Origin of the sequence: Flagellimonas flava (genome assembly GCF_050617915.1) — a bacterium.
Lineage (GTDB): Bacteria > Bacteroidota > Bacteroidia > Flavobacteriales > Flavobacteriaceae > Flagellimonas > Flagellimonas flava_A.
This window is the reverse complement of record NZ_JBODQE010000007.1, coordinates 39,406-56,571: the sequence shown is the minus strand read 5'-3', so window position 1 is coordinate 56,571 and position 17,166 is coordinate 39,406. Positions and strand designations below refer to the sequence as shown.

At 41.7% G+C, this 17,166-nt stretch carries 20 protein-coding genes; 8 read left to right on the top strand and 12 right to left on the bottom strand.

Annotated features, from left to right (window positions below; all coding sequences use genetic code 11):
- Positions 1 to 69: 69 nt before the first annotated feature.
- The 12 genes from ACRHOZ_RS16800 to ACRHOZ_RS16745 all read right to left on the bottom strand — a co-directional run bounded on the left by ACRHOZ_RS16800 (position 70) and on the right by ACRHOZ_RS16745 (position 10,640).
- The gene (locus ACRHOZ_RS16800) at positions 70 to 1,566 is read right to left on the bottom strand and encodes a M20/M25/M40 family metallo-hydrolase (protein ID WP_431127972.1); all 1,497 of its coding nucleotides are present in this window, start codon (positions 1,564 to 1,566) and stop codon (positions 70 to 72) included.
- A gap of 29 nt (positions 1,567 to 1,595) precedes the next feature.
- The gene (gene trpA / locus ACRHOZ_RS16795; protein WP_431127969.1) at positions 1,596 to 2,357 is read right to left on the bottom strand and encodes a tryptophan synthase subunit alpha; all 762 of its coding nucleotides are present in this window, start codon (positions 2,355 to 2,357) and stop codon (positions 1,596 to 1,598) included.
- A gap of 72 nt (positions 2,358 to 2,429) precedes the next feature.
- The gene (trpB, locus tag ACRHOZ_RS16790) at positions 2,430 to 3,611 is read right to left on the bottom strand and encodes a tryptophan synthase subunit beta (protein ID WP_431127966.1); all 1,182 of its coding nucleotides are present in this window, start codon (positions 3,609 to 3,611) and stop codon (positions 2,430 to 2,432) included.
- Positions 3,612 to 3,677: 66 nt separating this feature from the next.
- Complete coding sequence (locus tag ACRHOZ_RS16785; protein WP_431127963.1) at positions 3,678 to 4,430, bottom strand: phosphoribosylanthranilate isomerase; 753 nt, start codon at positions 4,428 to 4,430, stop codon at positions 3,678 to 3,680.
- On the bottom strand, positions 4,427 to 5,212 hold the full coding sequence (trpC, locus tag ACRHOZ_RS16780) for an indole-3-glycerol phosphate synthase TrpC (RefSeq protein ID WP_431127960.1): 786 nt from the start codon (positions 5,210 to 5,212) through the stop codon (positions 4,427 to 4,429). Before trpC ends, ACRHOZ_RS16785 begins: the two co-directional genes overlap by 4 nt.
- A gap of 67 nt (positions 5,213 to 5,279) precedes the next feature.
- Positions 5,280 to 6,275 (bottom strand): anthranilate phosphoribosyltransferase, encoded by a 996-nt coding sequence (trpD, locus tag ACRHOZ_RS16775; RefSeq protein WP_431127957.1) that lies wholly within the window; start codon positions 6,273 to 6,275, stop codon positions 5,280 to 5,282.
- 86 nt (positions 6,276 to 6,361) lie between these two features.
- Positions 6,362 to 6,928, bottom strand: a complete 567-nt coding sequence (locus tag ACRHOZ_RS16770; protein ID WP_431127955.1) for an anthranilate synthase component II — start codon at positions 6,926 to 6,928, stop codon at positions 6,362 to 6,364.
- A 3-nt stretch (positions 6,929 to 6,931) separates the two neighbouring features.
- Positions 6,932 to 8,329, bottom strand: a complete 1,398-nt coding sequence (locus ACRHOZ_RS16765; protein ID WP_431127952.1) for an anthranilate synthase component I family protein — start codon at positions 8,327 to 8,329, stop codon at positions 6,932 to 6,934.
- A 55-nt stretch (positions 8,330 to 8,384) separates the two neighbouring features.
- Positions 8,385 to 8,669 carry a GIY-YIG nuclease family protein gene (locus tag ACRHOZ_RS16760; protein WP_431127949.1) on the bottom strand — a complete coding sequence of 95 codons (285 nt, stop codon included), beginning with the start codon at positions 8,667 to 8,669 and terminating at the stop codon, positions 8,385 to 8,387.
- A 291-nt stretch (positions 8,670 to 8,960) separates the two neighbouring features.
- The gene (locus tag ACRHOZ_RS16755; RefSeq protein ID WP_431127946.1) at positions 8,961 to 9,533 is read right to left on the bottom strand and encodes a YceI family protein; all 573 of its coding nucleotides are present in this window, start codon (positions 9,531 to 9,533) and stop codon (positions 8,961 to 8,963) included.
- A 26-nt stretch (positions 9,534 to 9,559) separates the two neighbouring features.
- Positions 9,560 to 10,192, bottom strand: a complete 633-nt coding sequence (locus tag ACRHOZ_RS16750; RefSeq protein WP_431127944.1) for an NAD(P)H-dependent oxidoreductase — start codon at positions 10,190 to 10,192, stop codon at positions 9,560 to 9,562.
- Position 10,193: 1 nt separating this feature from the next.
- Entirely contained in the window at positions 10,194 to 10,640 is a 447-nt protein-coding gene (locus ACRHOZ_RS16745) for a MarR family winged helix-turn-helix transcriptional regulator (RefSeq protein ID WP_431127942.1), read from the bottom strand.
- A 132-nt stretch (positions 10,641 to 10,772) separates the two neighbouring features.
- On the opposite strand from ACRHOZ_RS16745, the gene ACRHOZ_RS16740 reads away from it, so the two are divergent.
- The 8 genes from ACRHOZ_RS16740 to ACRHOZ_RS16705 all read left to right on the top strand — a co-directional run bounded on the left by ACRHOZ_RS16740 (position 10,773) and on the right by ACRHOZ_RS16705 (position 17,161).
- Positions 10,773 to 11,327: a TlpA disulfide reductase family protein gene (locus tag ACRHOZ_RS16740; protein WP_431127939.1), complete on the top strand. Its 555-nt coding sequence runs from the start codon at positions 10,773 to 10,775 to the stop codon at positions 11,325 to 11,327.
- 6 nt (positions 11,328 to 11,333) lie between these two features.
- Positions 11,334 to 11,951 (top strand): thioredoxin family protein, encoded by a 618-nt coding sequence (locus ACRHOZ_RS16735; RefSeq protein WP_431127936.1) that lies wholly within the window; start codon positions 11,334 to 11,336, stop codon positions 11,949 to 11,951.
- A 74-nt stretch (positions 11,952 to 12,025) separates the two neighbouring features.
- Positions 12,026 to 12,337: a rhodanese-like domain-containing protein gene (locus ACRHOZ_RS16730; protein WP_431127933.1), complete on the top strand. Its 312-nt coding sequence runs from the start codon at positions 12,026 to 12,028 to the stop codon at positions 12,335 to 12,337.
- A 2-nt stretch (positions 12,338 to 12,339) separates the two neighbouring features.
- A complete protein-coding gene (locus tag ACRHOZ_RS16725; protein WP_431127930.1) occupies positions 12,340 to 12,849 on the top strand; it encodes a DinB family protein in 510 nt (169 codons plus the stop codon).
- 21 nt (positions 12,850 to 12,870) lie between these two features.
- Positions 12,871 to 14,151 (top strand): DUF2851 family protein, encoded by a 1,281-nt coding sequence (locus ACRHOZ_RS16720; RefSeq protein ID WP_431127927.1) that lies wholly within the window; start codon positions 12,871 to 12,873, stop codon positions 14,149 to 14,151.
- A gap of 71 nt (positions 14,152 to 14,222) precedes the next feature.
- A complete protein-coding gene (locus ACRHOZ_RS16715; RefSeq protein ID WP_138839391.1) occupies positions 14,223 to 14,450 on the top strand; it encodes a PspC domain-containing protein in 228 nt (75 codons plus the stop codon).
- Between the two features lies 1 nt (position 14,451).
- Positions 14,452 to 15,459, top strand: a complete 1,008-nt coding sequence (locus ACRHOZ_RS16710; RefSeq protein WP_431127924.1) for a potassium channel family protein — start codon at positions 14,452 to 14,454, stop codon at positions 15,457 to 15,459.
- An 85-nt stretch (positions 15,460 to 15,544) separates the two neighbouring features.
- Positions 15,545 to 17,161: an alanine/glycine:cation symporter family protein gene (locus ACRHOZ_RS16705; RefSeq protein WP_431127921.1), complete on the top strand. Its 1,617-nt coding sequence runs from the start codon at positions 15,545 to 15,547 to the stop codon at positions 17,159 to 17,161.
- Positions 17,162 to 17,166: the final 5 nt, after the last annotated feature.

Here is a 17,166-nt window from a genome sequence, read left to right as displayed (position 1 = left end):
CTGAGTTTTAGCCCATTCTTGGATTTTTTTATCGAATAAAACGAACGTTTTACAGATGCCAGTAACCTGCTAAGGCGTTGGTGTTGAAAGAATGCTATACAGACTTTGAATACCATACGCCAATTGCCCAATTTTCAGATTTTCGTTAGGACTGTGCTGATTATTATCTGGATTAACCAAAGGAACAATAAAGGCGGGAATTTTTAGCTCATTGACAAAAGGTGAAATGGGAACTGTACCTCCCATAATTCGGAACCGAACCACCTCTTGGTTAAACGTATTTTTTAAGGTCTCTACCAAAAAAGAACCGTATTTATTGTCCAAATCCGTGCGGAAGGCTGCCGTTACATTACCTTCCTCCACTGTAACGATTTTATCATAACGCATGCGCTCCAATTTTGAGGGAACATGGTCCAAAACATGGTACCCCTGATTGGTGATATAATCCCTGACCAGTTTTTTAAGACGATTACCATCACTTTCGGGAACCAAACGCAAATCCAGTTCGGCTGTGGCACTTTCCGGTACTATGGTCCTTTTTTTGGGACCTATCCATCCGGAGCCAAGACCCCTGATGTTCAACGAAGGATATTGCAAAGCTTCCTGATAATATCCACCCACTTTTTCGGAGGTTTTAAACTGTAATTTTTCGGCTATTTCCTCATCACTATCCGGAACACTTTTGAGAACTTCCGCTATGCCATCATCCAAAACAATTCCATCATAGTATCCAGGAATGGTTACCCTTCCATCGGTATCTTTCATTCCCGCCAGTAATTGTGCCAGTTGAAATCCTGGATTTGGGGCATAATTACCATAATGTCCACTATGTTGGGGTTTAATGGGACCATAGGTCGTCAGGGTCATTGTGGTTATCCCTCTGCAACCATAAACCACCGTTGGATTCCCTGAAGCATGGACAGGGCCATCGGCAATTATAAGAAAATCGGCCTCCAATAACTCGCGGTATTGCTTGACTGCCTGAGGTAGAGGTTTGCTGCTTTTTTCTTCTTCCCCGTCCAAAATAACCTTTAGGTTAAAAGGAATTTCCTTTCCATCCTTTTTCAAAAGGTCAATGGCGTTCAGGAACATTACTATAGGTCCTTTGTCATCTGAAGTGGAACGCCCAAACAGGCGCCAATCGTAATCAATATCATCATTCAAAGCATCAAAGGAAACTGTTTCAAAGCCATCAGCTACCGGTTTTTTCAGCACCGTTTGATACGGATTGGGTTGGTTCCATTTGCTAGGTTCAACGTACTGACCATCAAAATGCATATAGATCAGTAAGGTTGGCTTGTTATCTTCCATGGGCATCGCAGCAAAGAAGAGGGGTAAGTTCTCCGTGTCCAGGACCGCAGTATTGAAACCACGCTCACCAAATTTTCTTTTGAGCCAAAGAATGTTGTCGTCAATATCATCAGCGTTCAAGGCATCATTGGGAATTGCAATAAAATCCCGTAACTCCTGAATGGCATGTGCCACTTGCGACTTTACCGCAGCTGCGTCTTGTGAATAGGATGAAATGGACAGCAAAAGGGCAAAAAAACAAGCCAGTTTTCTCATATTTCAGATAAGTTAAATGAACATCGAAGTTAGCGAATTCCACTTACAAACCCATCTATTTTTTGAGGCCCATTTTTGGCCAAGTGCTTTATAAAAGCAGAACCTATAATGGCTCCTTTGGCATTTTGGGTGGCCTGTTTAAATGTTTCTTGGTTGCTTATCCCAAAGCCTACAATTTGGGGATTTTGTAGTTCCATGGATGCAATTCGGTCAAAGTAAGCTTGTTGTTCATTGCCAAAGCCATCTTTGGTTCCCGTGGTACTCGCGGAACTTACCATGTAGATAAACCCATCCGAGGCATCGTCTATTTGGCGGATACGTTCTTCACTGGTCTGGGGAGTGATCAAATAAACATTGATCAATCCATATTTTTTAAAAATGGCCTCGTACTCTTCTTGATAGACATCCAAGGGCAAATCGGGTAAAATAAGCCCATCTATCCCTATTTCCTGACACCTTTTACAGAATGCCTCCACCCCGTATTGAAAAACCGGATTAAAATACCCCATAATGATCAATGGAATGGAAACGGTTTTTCGAATATCTTGGAGCTGCTCAAAAAGTAAGTCTGTTGTCATTCCATTATTCAGTGCTTGGGTTGAGCTAGCTTGAATTGTAGGGCCGTCTGCCAAAGGATCGCTAAAGGGAAGTCCTATTTCAATCATATCCACCCCATTTTCTTCCAAATCCTGTATAATCTGCACCGTATCATTGATATTGGGATAACCAGCTGTAAAATAAATGGAGAGCAGTTTTTTATCTTCCTGAAGTTTGTTTTTGATTCTGTTCATTCAATGTAGTATTGAGTTATAAGTCTTGGGTATTGAGTAAATTGTTAAATTCTCATTACTCAGGACGCATTACTATAATTTGAAATAATCGATGTAATTCTGAAGGTCTTTGTCTCCACGCCCAGAAAGATTCATGACCACAATATCATCAGGTTTAAATTTTCGTTGCTCCAAAATGGCCAAACCATGTGATGATTCAATAGCTGGGATTATGCCTTCCAATTGGCAAAGTGTCAATCCTGCTGTCATGGCCTCATCATCGGTAATGGAAATAAATTCCCCACGTCCCGATTTGAAAAGATGAGCATGCAGGGGGCCGACACCTGGATAATCCAATCCAGCAGAAATAGAATAGGGCTCGGTAATCTGTCCATCTGGAGTTTGCATCAACAGGGTTTTACTTCCATGTATAATTCCAACCTTTCCCAAAGCGGAAGTTGCAGCACTTTCTCCGGAATGGATTCCCTTTCCAGCGGCCTCCACGGCAATGATGCCCACCTCGGGTGTGTCCAAAAAGTGATAATAAGCGCCAGCGGCATTACTACCTCCTCCAACACAGGCCACCACATAGTCCGGATTTTCCCTTCCCTCTTTTTCCAAGAGTTGCGCTTTAATTTCCTCGGAAATCACCGATTGGAATCTAGCTACCATATCCGGATAGGGATGAGGCCCTACCACAGAACCAATAATGTAATGGGTATCCACGGGATTATTGATCCAATCTCGAATAGCCTCGTTGGTTGCATCCTTGAGCGTTCGGCTGCCAGATAAGGCAGGTCTTACTTCTGCGCCCAGCATTTTCATACGGGCTACATTGGGGGCTTGCCTAGCTATATCCACTTCACCCATGTACACCACGCATTCAATCCCCATTAGGGCACAAACCGTAGCGGTTGCCACCCCATGCTGACCAGCTCCGGTCTCGGCAATTATTCGGTTTTTGCCCAGCTTCTTGGCCATTAGGATCTGACCTATCGTGTTGTTCACTTTATGGGCTCCAGTATGGTTGAGGTCTTCCCGCTTCAAGTATATCTTGGTATTGTATTTATTGGATAATCGCTGTGCAAAATACAGCGGAGTGGGTCGGCCCACATAATCCTGCAATAATTGACCAAACTCTTCCTTAAAGGAAGGTTCAGCCATGATTTCGAGATAGTTCTGGCGCAGTTCCTCGGTATTGGGGTAGAGCATTTCGGGGATATATGCTCCCCCAAATTCCCCATAGTATCCTTTTTCGTTGACGTGGTAACTCATATTTTTGTCATACCTGCAAAGGCAGGAATCTTTTTATGTTTGACTTATTTTATAATGGATTCCGCATCAAGTACGGAATGACAATAATTCTTTGAATTTTTTTAGTTGTTCGATGTCTTTTAAACCGGGTTCTGTTTCAAACTTGCTATTAACATCTATTGCATGGCAATATTTGGAAGCAGGACTAGCCATAAAGTCCATTAAATCTTCAACAGATTCCAATCCAATTCCCCCACTCAAAAAGTAAGGTTTTGTGGAAGGGTATTCCTTAAGAATGGACCAGTCAAAGGCATATCCGTTTCCTCCAGGGAGTTTTCCTTTGGTATCGAACAAAAAGAAATCACAGACTTTCTCATAGGGCTCCAAAATGGAGAAATCAAAAGAATCTTTGATGGAGAAAACTTTGATAATTGTCAGGTCGAGCGCAGTCGAGACCTTATTCTTTCCACTTCTCGACTGCGCTCGAAGTGACAGCTGGATGTCCTGAACTTGTTTCGGAATCCCATTAGAGTGAGATGCTGAATCCCCGCCTGCCGGACGGGCAGGAAGTTCAGCATGACGAAGTTCCTGACAGTATTTTGGACTCTCATTGCCATGCAGTTGAACACCATCCAAGCTAAACGCTTCAACTTTTTCCAAAACCTCTTCAACTTCAGCATCTACAAATACCCCTATTTTTTTAATGGATTTGGGAAGCTCGGGCATTTCACCTTGAAAATAGCGTGCGGAGGGTTCCCAAAAGATAAAACCCAGAAAGTTGGGCTGCAATTGGGCCACCTCAGAAGGATTGAATTTCATACCACAAACTTTCAATTTCATGATTGCAGGGCTTTTATAAATTCAGTGGTATGTTTCCCAGGATTATCAGTTTTCATAAAATTTTCACCAATCAGGAACCCTTGGTAACCAAATTGCCTTAAATCCTTGATAGCTTCAATGGAACTGATCCCGCTTTCGGAAACCTTTACAAAATCATTGGGAATGAGTTTCGACAAATTCTTGCTGGTATCCAAACTCACCTCAAAAGTCTTTAGATTGCGATTATTGACCCCCAACATATCCAAACTTGGCATAAGCGACTTTTCCAACTCTTCTTCATTATGGACTTCCAAGAGCACATCCAAGTCTAAACTTTTGGCCGTTTCTGACAGCTGTTTGATTTCGTCCCTTTTTAGAATGGCAGCAATGAGCAAAATCACATCCGCACCATGGGCTCTGGCCTCCAGTATCTGATACTCATCGATGATAAACTCTTTTCGCAATAAGGGCAAAGACGCCGATGATCGGGCTAATAGCAAGTCATCCAAAGAACCACCAAAGTATTTGCCATCGGTTAGTACGGACATACCGCATACCCCAGCTTGCTCATATCCAATAGCTACATCCTGAACGTTTAAACCTTGGTTGATCACCAATTTTGAAGGAGAACGCCTTTTGTGCTCCGCAATAATGCCATTAGCACTGTTTTTGAGCGCATGGGCCAGCGAAATAGTGCTCCGTTCCATGAGAACAGATTGTTCCAATTGCGTGGAAGGAATCAAAGATTTTTTCAAATCGACTTCCTTGCGTTTATCGGCTACTATTTTGTCTAGAATGTTCATATTCAGTGGCCATTCTGAGCGTAGCGAAGAATCTAACGAGACCCTCTCGACTGCGCTCGAGGTGACATTAGTTTTTACTTAGATCTTGTAACTTCTTCAATGCTTCCATTCCTTTTCCAGTTAAGAGTGACTCCTTGGCTTTTTCAAACCCTTCTTTTGGGGAAAGTTGTTCTACCGTGGCTATGGCTACCCCAGCATTGGCACAGACCACATTGTTTTGGGCTTCGGTTCCTTTTCCACTTAGAACATCCAGAAAAATTTGGGCGGATTCGGCGATATCGTCCCCTCCCGTAATTTGATCCTGTGAAATTTTATCTACCCCAAAATCCGCTGGAGCCAACATACCCTCGGAGTCATTGGAAATGGTTTTGGTTGATCCTGTCAGTGAGATTTCATCGTATCCGTCCAGCGCATGAAGCACAGTGAAATTCTTATCGGTGTTCTGATAAAGATACCCGTACATTCGAGCCAACTCTAGATTAAATACGCCTACCATTTGGTTTTTTGGGAAAGCAGGGTTCACCATGGGTCCCAACATGTTGAAAAAGGTTTTTACGGCCAATTCCCTCCGGATGGGCGCCACATTTTTCATGGCCGGGTGAAACAAGGGTGCATGCAAGACACAAATCCCAGCTTCGTCAATTGATTTTCTTAAAAAATCAGCCTCATTACTGAACTTGATGCCCAAAAATTCCATCACATTGCTACTTCCGCACTTGGAAGAAACTCCATAGTTACCATGTTTGGTTACTTTTACTCCCGCACCTGCTGTTACAAAAGAGGCAAGGGTGGAAATGTTGAAAGTATCCTTACCGTCACCTCCAGTTCCACAGAGATCAATGGGATTGTATTCCGACAAATCCACCGCCAAGCACAATTCCAGGAGTGCATCCCTAAAACCTTCCAACTCCTCTATGGTGATGCTTCGCATCATATAAACGGTTAAAAAGGCCGCAATCTGGGAAGTATTGTAATCCCCTTTGGCGATGTTGACCAAAATCTGCTTGGCATCTTCCTTCGGAAGGATTTCGTGGTTTATTAATCGATTTAAAGTTGCTTTCATTTTATTTCCTGTTGTCATTCCGCACTTGATGCGGAATCTATTTCATATTTAATTCGGATTCCCGTTTGCACGGGAATGACATTAAACTAGCCGTTAAGCCAATTTTTAAGCATTTGTTTTCCTTCCGGAGTCAGCACGGATTCTGGATGAAACTGCACTGCCGTTACATCGTATGTTTTATGCCTTAAAGACATGATTTGCCCATTTTCATCAACAGAGGTGGCTTCCAGGCATTCGGGTAAATCGGGATGTACTACCCAAGAATGGTAGCGGCCCACTTGGATTTGCTCCGGCATGTTTTGGAACAAAACACCTGGATTGGTCACCGTAATTTGGGTGGCAATCCCATGGTATACCTGATCCAAATTAACCAAAGTGCCCCCAAACACCTCTCCAATGGCCTGTTGTCCCAAACAGACTCCCAAAATTCGTTTTGTTGGGGCGTAGGTTTTGATGATATCCTTGAGCAAACCTGCTTCATCCGGGATTCCAGGTCCAGGGGAGAGCACAATTTCATCAAAAGCTTGCACCTCTTCCAGGGTCAATTGATCATTCCGTTTTACGGTCACGTCGCAATCCAAATCCTCCAGATAGTGCACCAGATTATAGGTGAAACTATCGTAGTTGTCTATCATTAAAATCTTTCTGGCCATTTTTTAGATTGTTTCTGCAATTTCCAGCGCCTTGTTCAAAGCACCCAATTTGTTGTATGTTTCCTGAAGCTCCGTCTCTGGATCCGAAGCTGCTACCAAACCTGCACCGGCTTGATAATGCAATTGATGGTTTTTGCTTAAAAAAGTTCGGATCATAATGGCATGGTTAAAATTGCCTTTAAAATCCATGAAACCAATGGCACCTCCATAATAAGCCCTGCTGGTTTTTTCATATTTTTCAATCAGTTGCATGGCCATATGCTTGGGAGCACCGCTCAAGGTTCCTGCGGGAAAGGTATCCGCGACCACTTTCATGGTCGTGCTCTCTTTTTTCTTGAGCCCTGTTACCTTGGATACCAAATGAATCACATGGGAGAAGTACTGCACCTCTCGATAAGTTTCCACGTTCACTGTATTTCCATTTCTACTGAGGTCATTTCGAGCTAAATCCACCAGCATAACGTGTTCACTGTTTTCCTTTTCATCCTGAGCCAATTTTTTGGCCAATTCCGCATCTTTCTCATCATTTCCCGTCCTTTTGTAGGTGCCAGCAATGGGATGGATTTCGGCTTTTCCTTCCTTTACGATCAATTGGGCTTCTGGTGAACTTCCAAAAATTTTGAAATCCCCGTAATCGAAATAAAACAGGTAAGGGGAAGGGTTGATGGATCGTAGCGCCCTGTACACATTAAACTCATCTCCCTTAAACCCTTGCGAGAACCTTCGGGACAAAACCAATTGGAATACATCTCCCCGTTGGCAGTGTTTTTTGGCCAAGGCCACGTGCTCTATATATTCCTCATCTTTTAGGTTGGATACAGCAGCTCCTTCCTTGGAAAAATTATAAGAGGCAAAGTTCCTTATTTTGAACAACTGCTCCAGTTCGTCCACATTACTATCTGATTCATAACAGTGAGCAAAAAGGTAGGCTTCGTTCTTGAAGTGGTTAATGGCGATGATGTTCTGATACACGGCATAGTATATGTCCGGAATTCGAATGGAATCTGCTTTGGATGAAACTTCTACATCCTCAAAATAGCGGACAGCATCATACGCCATATAGCCAAAAAGGCCATTGTTAATGAACTTGAAACCGTTGTCCGGGACTGAAAATCGCTGGCCAAAATCGTGGATGACCTCGGTTACATCGGTATCTGGGCCAATATTGATTTCTTCCTTGCTTCCGTCCGGAAAACGTTGGGTAATGATCTCATCCTGAACTTTGATGTAAGCTATTGGGTTGCAACAGATATAGGAAAAACTGTTGTCGTTTGCATGATAGTCGCTACTTTCCAAGAGAATACTGTTCGGAAATTTATCGCGAACTTTCAAATACACGCTCACAGGGGTAATCGTATCAGCGAGAATCTGCTTGTATGATGTTTTGAGCGAATATTTCATGAGCGAAAATAATTTTCTTTCATTTCCGCGAAGGCGGAAATCATATTGTTGTTACTTATTCGAAAAACCATGTTAAATCTTCCCATTTTGGATTAAAATCATTTATCAAGTTTATCTTCCATTGTCGGTTCCATTTTTTTAGTTGTTTTTCCCGTTTGATGGCAGACATTGGAAATTTGAATTTTTCATAGTATACTAACTTATCCAGCGCATAGCGTTTTGCAAATTTGCTTCCTGTTCCACTTTTATGCTGTTTCATTCTTTTTTCCAAATTATTGGTATAACCTATATAAATAGTACCGTTTTTTTTATTTGAAATGAAATAGACATAAAAACTCATTTTTGCCTTTGCTGAACTTTATATTTTGATTTCCGCCTCCGCGGAAACAAGATTTAAAAACTACACAAAAAGAAAAAGGCCTGTCGTGATGACAAGCCTCTATATGATTACAATGGGGACTAGCTCACGACGTTTGACGTAAGTTGATCCACCACCAAGTATTTACTATTCTCAAATTCATTGCATCAAAGATAGAAAGGAAATTGTAACTTCCAAATAATGTTTTGTGAAAATAAAAATCCCGTCCAAGACAAGCTCAAACGGGATTTCCAAACACTAAACTAGCATTGACTACATCTGCAAATCAACCACTAAATCAAATTCGTCATAGATCAACTTGTCTTTTGCGGTACCAATAATACTTGACCCGTATTTTACGTCGTATTTGGTACGATCAACTTTCAAATTGGCTGTAGCCTTATTACCATCAATGGATAAATCAAAACGAATGGGTTTGGTAATCCCCTTAATGGTAAGGTCTCCGGTTACATCATAAAGTCCACCTTCATTTTGCTCAACTTTGGTAAATACCAAGGATGCTGTTGGATTTGAAGCAGTGGAAAAGAAATCGTCAGATTTCAAGTGCCCTTCCAATTTGCCCTTGTATTCGCCGGTCATATCGGTGTTGCTGATCGTAGTCATGTCCACTACAAATTCACCTCCTACCAATTGATCTCCATCAAATTCCAATGCCCCGGACTTTAAACCAATGGTTCCTTCGTGGCCGCCACCTACTTTGTAAGCTTTCCAAACGATTTTACTTTCGCTTGTCTTTATTTCCTTCTTTTCGCCGTCAATAGGGTTGGCAAAGGCCGTTAATCCAAATACAGTGGTCAAGGCTAAACTTAAAATTGTCTTTTTCATGATTGTGTTTTAATAATAATTAGGATTTATATATGGGTAAATAATTCTTCTTTTGATTTTCTTACTTTGGCGTAGTGTTGGGTCTCATCTTCCTCTGATCTGTAGCCAATAGGTAATACCACTGAGGCATTCAGGTCTTTTTCGTCCAAACCAAGGATTTCATTGTAGGCCTTGGCTTCAAAACCTTCCATAGGGCAGGTATCTATTTTTAGCTCTGCCGCCGCTTGCATTATATTTCCCAAGGCAATGTATACCTGCTTCATGGTCCAGCTGCTTTTGACATTTACGGGAAGATCCAATAATTTGGATTTCATAAAATCCCCATATCCCTTAAGACTTTCCTCTGGGATGTTTCGAGTGGAGCTTACGTTTTGCACATAGCTATCCAATAATTCTTCTCCAAAATCGGTTACATTGGCAAAGACGATTAAGTGGGATGCATCTGTAATCTGCGATTGTCCCCAAGAAACGGGCTTTAATTTTTCCCTTATTTCTGGATCTGTGATTACAAATACGTGATAAGGCTGCAGACCATAAGAAGAAGCACTCAATCGGGTTGCTTCCAGAAGAAGTTCCAAGTCTTGGTCGGAAACCTTCTTGTCAGGATCAAACTTTTTGGTGGCATATCGCCAGGTTCTGTTTTCCAGTATATTACTCATATTAAAATTTATCTAGAAGTGTATTAAAATTATCAAGGTCTTTGGAAGTGAAGTTTTTTAAAACTTCAATTTCGGTTTGCTCCATTACCTTATCTATTTTCTTTAAAGCGGTTTTTCCCTCTTCTGTAATCATGATTTCCACCTTGCGTCGATTATCAGGACAAGTACGGCGGTCCACATAGCCTTTGAGAATAAGTTTGTCCACCAAACGGGTGGTGTTGCTCATTTTGGTTACCATGCGTTCGTTGATGGTGGAAAGGTTGGCAGGCTTGCCCTTTTGTCCACGCAGAATACGGAGCACATTAAATTGTTGTTCCGAAACATCATAGGGTTTTAAGGCTATGGAGAATTGTTCCCTAACCTTATTGGCTACCAAGGCAAAGTGAATCATGGTTCGAGCCTTGACCGGTATTTTAATTTCTGTCTTTATGATTTCTTCAACATTCATGTTTCTACAACAATTGTATAGACAAATGTATGTGCTTTTCTGAATTCGATGTTATTTTTAACAGATAATTTTTTGTTAAAAAATAAATGAAGGATTGGGCTTTGCCTAATTTTAATGTGTAAACATCAGCAAATGAAATACTTATTGTGCTCCAGTGTCTTTTTGGTTCTTTTGATTTCTGGATGTGGCAACAAAACAAAAACGGATACATCCATGTCTTCCAAGGCGGAGGACAAGGTAGAAGTCCAAGCACAAAATGATGAAAAGGTGAAATTTCCAGTGTATGATTTTGCCGAATTCGAACCTTTGCTACATAAAAATGATGGGAAAACTTATGTTGTCAACTTTTGGGCCACTTGGTGCAAACCCTGTTTGGAGGAGATGCCTTACTTTGAAAAAGTCAACGCGGAACGAAAGGCCGATGGGGTAGAGGTTATCTTGGTGAGCTTGGATATGCCCTCTATGTGGAAATCCAGGTTGGAGCCCTATGTGGAGAAGAAAGGATTACTATCTGAAGTAGTGATTTTGGATGACCCGGATCAGAACAGTTGGATTCCAAAAATTAATCAAGACTGGGATGGAGCCATCCCGGCAACCATTATTTATAAAGGGGACCAACGGAAGTTTTATGGTCACGGTTTTACATATGAAGAGTTAACGGAAGCCGTAAATGGCTTTACCAAATAAAAGGTCATGAGAACAATTCGGAATTTTGGATTTTTAGCACTTATAGTGTTAATGGGTGCATTTAGTGGACATACGGATTCCACTGAAGCAGGTTACGATATTGGGGATATGGCAACCGATTTTTCCCTAAAAAATGTGGATGGTTCCATGGTTTCCCTTTCTGATTTTGATACCGCCAAAGGCTTTTTGGTCATATTTACCTGCAATACCTGCCCTTATGCTGTTAAGTATGAAGACCGTATTATCGATTTGGACAAAAAGTACAAACCTTTGGGTGTTCCTGTAATAGCTATTAATCCCAACAATCCGTCCAAGCAGCCGGGAGACAGTTTTGCCAAAATGCAACAACGGGCAGAAGACAAAGGATTTACTTTTCCCTATTTGTTGGATGAAGGTCAAAAAATCTTCCCGCAATATGGGGCTACGCGAACCCCGCATGTTTATGTATTGGAGAAAACAGCTGCCGGTAATGTGGTTCGGTATATCGGTGCCATTGATGATAACTACCAGGATGCCAATAGAGTGGAAGAGAAATTTGTGGAAAATGCTGTGGATGCCATGCTGGCCGGAAAAGATATTGAGGTGACCAAGACACGAGCCTTGGGATGTCGTATAAAAGTTTAATTAAAAGAATAAAGCGATTTAGATCCGGGGTTATGCTCCGGATTTTTATTTTTGCAGAGCTTAAACTCTTAAAGATGTCAGATTTATCACAAGAAGAATGGGAAGAGCAATTGGAAAGTGATTCCAATGCCTTTGTTTTGGATGTACGAACCCCTGAAGAGGTGGAGGAAGGATACATTCCAGGAGCTACCAATATTGATATATACCTTGGTCAGGAATTTTTGGATGAAATTGAAAAATTGGATAAATCCAAAAATTACTATGTGTATTGCAGATCAGGTAACCGAAGTGCCCAGGCCTGCGCTATTATGAACAGCGTTGGTATTGAAAATACCTATAACCTTGAAGGAGGTTTTATGAATTGGGAAGGTGAGGTAGCTGAGTAAGCATGCAGTCCCATGAAATCATATCGGCATTGGAAATCAATGCGGGAGTTTTCAGGGAAACCTTGTCGGGCTTGCCCCCTCAAATGCTACTATGGAAGGCGAAGCCTTCGGACTGGTGTTTGTTAGGAATCATTTGTCATTTGGTGGATGAGGAAAAGGAAGATTTCAGGGCCCGCGTTAAGCATGCTTTGGAAACTCCCACAAAATCTTTGGTGCCCATTGATCCTGAAGGTTGGTATACCCAGCGTAACTATATGGAACAGGATTTTCAAGAAATGTTACAGCGTTTTTTGAACGAAAGGGCCACGTCTATCAAATGGTTAAGGGGCTTGGAAAATGTCAATTGGGAAAGTTCCTTGGAGCATCCTGATTTGGGTAAGATATCGGCCCGTTCCTTTCTACTGAACTGGCTGGCACATGATTACCATCACATTCGGCAAATCAATAATCTAAAACATGCTTATTTAAAGCATTCTTCCGGGGATTCCCTGGGCTATGCAGGAAAGTGGTAAACATTTTCTTATTTTAGTGGCATGAAGGAAGACCTACTCCATTTTATATGGAGGTGCGACAAGCTTCAAGGACGACCCCTCACCACAACAACCTCCCAAGACATTGTAATCAAAAACCCGGGTACATTAAATCTGTATGCCGGCCCGGATTTTTTTAATGCTTCGGTTGAGGTTGGCGGTCAGTTATGGGCTGGTAATGTGGAAATTCATCTCAAATCTTCAGATTGGTATGCGCACCACCATGAAACAGACAGAAACTATGACAATGTAATCCTCCATGTAGTTTGGGAGGACGATATTTCCATTTTTAGAAAGGATGGAACGATCATCCCCACCCTTGAACTGAAAAACTACATTGCGCCTACGGTTCTTGAGAAGTACCAAGAATTATTTCAGCATTACAATCCGTCATTTATCAATTGCGAACGTGAATTTGGGCAGTTTGACGCCTTTATGGTGGAAAACTACCTGAACAGATTGTACATGGAACGTTTGGAGCAAAAATCAAAACTGATTTTGAATTTGCTCAAGCAATCCAACAATAATTGGGAAACTGTACTTTTTGTACTGCTCACCAAGAATTTTGGCAGCAAGATCAATGGGGATTTCTTTTTTCAAAGGGCTTTGCAGCTTGATTTTTCAATCATAAGAAAGGAAAGTAGGGATGTTGGGGCCTTGGAAAGTTTGTTTTTTGGTCACTTTGGCTTGCTGGAAGAGCAAGACTGCTCGGATGCGTATTTCCTGCAACTCAAAAGTGAATATCGGTATTTACAAAGAAAGTATCAGCTAGTCCCTTTGTTTGGTAAACCGGAATTCTTTGGATTGCGCCCGGCCAATTTTCCTACGATTAGATTGTCCCAACTCGCCAACTTGTATGCCAAGCACCAGAATTTGTTTTCGACCTTGGTGGAAAAAGAAAGCGTAACGGACTTGTATAATGTGCTGCAGATAGCGTCCAGTCCCTATTGGAGCAACCACTTTACCTTCGGTAAGCGTTCTGGAATTAGAACAAAGACATTATCAGAAACCTTTATGGACTTGCTTATTCTAAATACCTTGGTTCCTCTTAAATTCTGTTATGCAAAACATCTGGGACAAGATTGGAGTGATGGTTTAATCGCTTTGGTATCCAACATTCCTGGAGAGACCAATTCCATCATAAAGAACTTTGCTTCCCTGGGGTCCAAGAGCCAAAATGCTTTGGACAGCCAGGCTAAAATTCAACTGTACACCCAATACTGTTCAAAAAATAAGTGTTTGCAATGCAGCTTGGGTTCCCATTTATTGAATAGAAATACATAATTTTAGCGAGCTTAGATCAACCAATGCCTTGCTTAGGACACAGGGCATATTTTTGCTAAGACGCTAAAATCATGGGCTTGTTTTACAACACACTTTACTTTTTCCAAAAAAGGGGATTTGAGGTTTGCCGCCGTATAGCCGAGCGATTGGGTATCCGTGCAAGGGTGGTCCGTACCACCTTTATTTATTTAACCTTTGTAACCCTGGGTTTTGGTTTTGCCCTATATCTTTTTATTGCATTTTGGTTGAAGATCAAGGATTTGGTCTATACCAAACGAACCTCAGTTTTTGACCTTTAATATGATAAGATTACTGCGATCCAAAATAGTCTGGGCCATTAGTTTAATGGTGCTTGTATTGCTTTTTGGGGTGGTGGGCTACAAATTCTTTTCAGATTTTACCTGGATCGAGGCCGTTTACATGACCATAATCACGGTAACTACGGTTGGATTCTCTGAGGTAAAGCCTTTGGATGCCGATGCAAAGATTTTTACTGTATTTTTAATTGTAACCAGTGTTTTCATTTTTGGTTTTGCCTTGTCGGTAATAACCGAATACCTGTTGGGAAGAAATTCACTTCAAATTTTAAAACGAAAAAAAGTGAAAAAACGAATAGATGCGCTTACGGACCATGTTGTGGTTTGTGGTTTTGGTAGAAACGGAATGCAGGCTGCAGAAAGACTTAAGGCGTACAACAAACCTTTTGTGGTTATAGAAAGGGATAAGGAAGTAATTGAACGCTATGAAGATGAAGTGCTTTTTGTTGAAGGGGATGGCAATGAGGACGAAGTCTTATTGGAGGCCGGGATAAAACGGGCGCAATATCTGATAACTGCGGTTCCTGATGATGCCGAAAACTTGTTTATTGTGCTAACGGCCCGTCAGTTGAATGAGAAACTTTTTATTATCAGTAGGGCTTCACAAGTTACTTCCCAAACCAAATTGCAGTTTGCGGGAGCGAACAAAGTGATCATGCCCGATAAGATTGGGGGCGACCATATGGCCTCATTGGTGGTCATGCCCGATTTGATCACTTTTATGGATAAACTTTCCATGGAAGGAGAGCACACCACAAATTTGGAGGAAGTGGAAATTGAGGATTTTACGGATCAAGTGGACTGTAATTCCCTTCGCGATTTAGATCTAAGAAGACGAACAGGATGTACCATAATTGGCTACATTGAACCTGATGGCAATTACATTATTAACCCAGAGGCAGATCTACAATTGCAACCCAAGGGAAAGGTCATTGTTTTGGGCAGACCGGAGCAGATTAGGAAACTCAACCAAATGTTTCAGATAGGTTAGTTTTATAACTTTTAAATTTGATTCCGTTGAATTTTTTTAGGATATTGCCCACTTTACATCAAATTAACATACCAAACTTCATATCATGAAATACAGAATTCCTCTGTTTCTACTACTATTTCTACCGTTTTTATCAACTGCTCAAGAAAAAGGCCTGGACGAAAGGGTCAACGATGCATTTATGCCCTTTGCCACCTGGTGGGAAGGATTCGTACTTACGTCCATCCCAATTGGGGAGTATAACATGCCATTAGTGCTGATTTTATTGATTTTTGGCGCCACATTTTTCACCATTGTGTTCAAGTTTCCCAACATTACCAAATTTGGTCTGGCAATAAATACAGTTCGCGGAAAATATGATGAATTGGATCATCATAGTGCGGAAAAAACAGAATTGAACGTTGTTGACGGAGATGTTCATGGTACCATTAAGGATGAAAGCAAGGAGGGTGAGGTAAGTCATTTTCAAGCCTTGGCCACCGCAGTTTCAGGAACCGTTGGACTTGGTAATATTGCAGGGGTAGCAGTAGCCATTGCCATTGGTGGTCCTGGAGCTACCTTTTGGATGATTGTTTGCGGGCTTATAGGTATGTCCACCAAGTTTGTGGAATGTACCTTGGGTGTAAAATACAGGGATGTGGGAGATGACGGAACAGTATACGGAGGACCTATGTACTACCTCTCCAAAGGACTTAAGGAAAGGGGCTTTACTGGCCTTGGAAAAGTATTGGCTGTTATATTTGCCATTTTGTGCGTTGGAGCTTCCTTCGGGGGAGGGAACGCCTTTCAGTCCAATCAGGCAGCGGTACAATTGTCAACCATGCTAAATCTTCAAGGTGGTGCCACCGGATTTGTGATCGGTGTTGTATTGGCCATTTTGGTAGGTATTGTAATTATAGGAGGAATTAAGAAAATTGCCAGCGTAACGGAGAAGATAGTTCCCTTTATGGCTGGGGTATACGTATTGGCATCCTTGGTGATCATCTTTGCCAATATTGAATATATAGGAGATGCCTTCGGAATGATCTTCGCAGGGGCGTTCACTCCTGCAGCTGGATTAGGTGGTATAGTTGGTGTGATCATTGTTGGATTCCAGAGAGCGGCTTTCTCCAATGAGGCAGGTGCTGGTTCTGCGGCCATTGCGCACTCCGCGGTTAAAACCAAATACCCTGCAAGTGAGGGTGTTGTTGCCCTTTTGGAGCCTTTTATTGATACCGTGGTAATTTGTACCATGACTGCCTTGGTCATCATCTTCTTTAATATGGATGCAGGAGCATTTGATTATGGAAATGCTGTTAACAGTACCGTTTTGATCACAGAGACTGGAGAATATGTCGGTGGAGTAGATTTAACCTCCATGGCATACGATTCCGTAATTCCTGGATTTAGATATGTTTTGACTATAGCTATCATACTTTTTGCCTTCTCTACCATGATTTCTTGGTCTTACTATGGACTTCAATCTTGGAAATATCTTTTTGGGAGAGGTAGAAAAGCGGATACAGCATACAAAGTATTGTTCTTGATCTTTGTTGTAATTGGTGCTGCTGCGACTCTTGATGCAGTTATCAAGTTCTCTGATGCCATGATTCTAGCCTTGGTATTCCCAAATATGATCGGGCTGTTGTTCTTGTTCCCAAGGGTGCGGGAAGAAATGGACAAATATGTGACGGACATCAAGAATTTTGTCAAGAGCAAGTAATCCAT

Excerpts from the sequence above, each read along its gene's own strand:
- trpC (WP_431127960.1), bottom strand. The coding sequence starts at position 5,212 with ATGAACATTCTAGACAAAATAGTAGCCGATAAACGCAAGGAAGTCGAT.
- ACRHOZ_RS16720 (WP_431127927.1), top strand. The coding sequence starts at position 12,871 with ATGAAGGAAGACCTACTCCATTTTATATGGAGGTGCGACAAGCTTCAA.
- ACRHOZ_RS16730 (WP_431127933.1), top strand. The coding sequence starts at position 12,026 with ATGTCAGATTTATCACAAGAAGAATGGGAAGAGCAATTGGAAAGTGAT.
- ACRHOZ_RS16725 (WP_431127930.1), top strand. The coding sequence starts at position 12,340 with ATGCAGTCCCATGAAATCATATCGGCATTGGAAATCAATGCGGGAGTT.
- ACRHOZ_RS16705 (WP_431127921.1), top strand. The coding sequence starts at position 15,545 with ATGAAATACAGAATTCCTCTGTTTCTACTACTATTTCTACCGTTTTTA.
- trpA (WP_431127969.1), bottom strand. The coding sequence starts at position 2,357 with ATGAACAGAATCAAAAACAAACTTCAGGAAGATAAAAAACTGCTCTCC.
- ACRHOZ_RS16750 (WP_431127944.1), bottom strand. The coding sequence starts at position 10,192 with ATGAGTAATATACTGGAAAACAGAACCTGGCGATATGCCACCAAAAAG.
- ACRHOZ_RS16785 (WP_431127963.1), bottom strand. The coding sequence starts at position 4,430 with ATGAAATTGAAAGTTTGTGGTATGAAATTCAATCCTTCTGAGGTGGCC.
- ACRHOZ_RS16765 (WP_431127952.1), bottom strand. The coding sequence starts at position 8,329 with ATGAAATATTCGCTCAAAACATCATACAAGCAGATTCTCGCTGATACG.
- ACRHOZ_RS16735 (WP_431127936.1), top strand. The coding sequence starts at position 11,334 with ATGAGAACAATTCGGAATTTTGGATTTTTAGCACTTATAGTGTTAATG.
- ACRHOZ_RS16760 (WP_431127949.1), bottom strand. The coding sequence starts at position 8,669 with ATGAGTTTTTATGTCTATTTCATTTCAAATAAAAAAAACGGTACTATT.
- trpD (WP_431127957.1), bottom strand. The coding sequence starts at position 6,275 with ATGAAAGCAACTTTAAATCGATTAATAAACCACGAAATCCTTCCGAAG.
- ACRHOZ_RS16740 (WP_431127939.1), top strand. The coding sequence starts at position 10,773 with ATGAAATACTTATTGTGCTCCAGTGTCTTTTTGGTTCTTTTGATTTCT.
- ACRHOZ_RS16745 (WP_431127942.1), bottom strand. The coding sequence starts at position 10,640 with ATGAATGTTGAAGAAATCATAAAGACAGAAATTAAAATACCGGTCAAG.
- ACRHOZ_RS16715 (WP_138839391.1), top strand. The coding sequence starts at position 14,223 with ATGGGCTTGTTTTACAACACACTTTACTTTTTCCAAAAAAGGGGATTT.
- ACRHOZ_RS16710 (WP_431127924.1), top strand. The coding sequence starts at position 14,452 with ATGATAAGATTACTGCGATCCAAAATAGTCTGGGCCATTAGTTTAATG.
- ACRHOZ_RS16770 (WP_431127955.1), bottom strand. The coding sequence starts at position 6,928 with ATGGCCAGAAAGATTTTAATGATAGACAACTACGATAGTTTCACCTAT.
- ACRHOZ_RS16755 (WP_431127946.1), bottom strand. The coding sequence starts at position 9,533 with ATGAAAAAGACAATTTTAAGTTTAGCCTTGACCACTGTATTTGGATTA.
- ACRHOZ_RS16800 (WP_431127972.1), bottom strand. The coding sequence starts at position 1,566 with ATGAGAAAACTGGCTTGTTTTTTTGCCCTTTTGCTGTCCATTTCATCC.
- trpB (WP_431127966.1), bottom strand. The coding sequence starts at position 3,611 with ATGAGTTACCACGTCAACGAAAAAGGATACTATGGGGAATTTGGGGGA.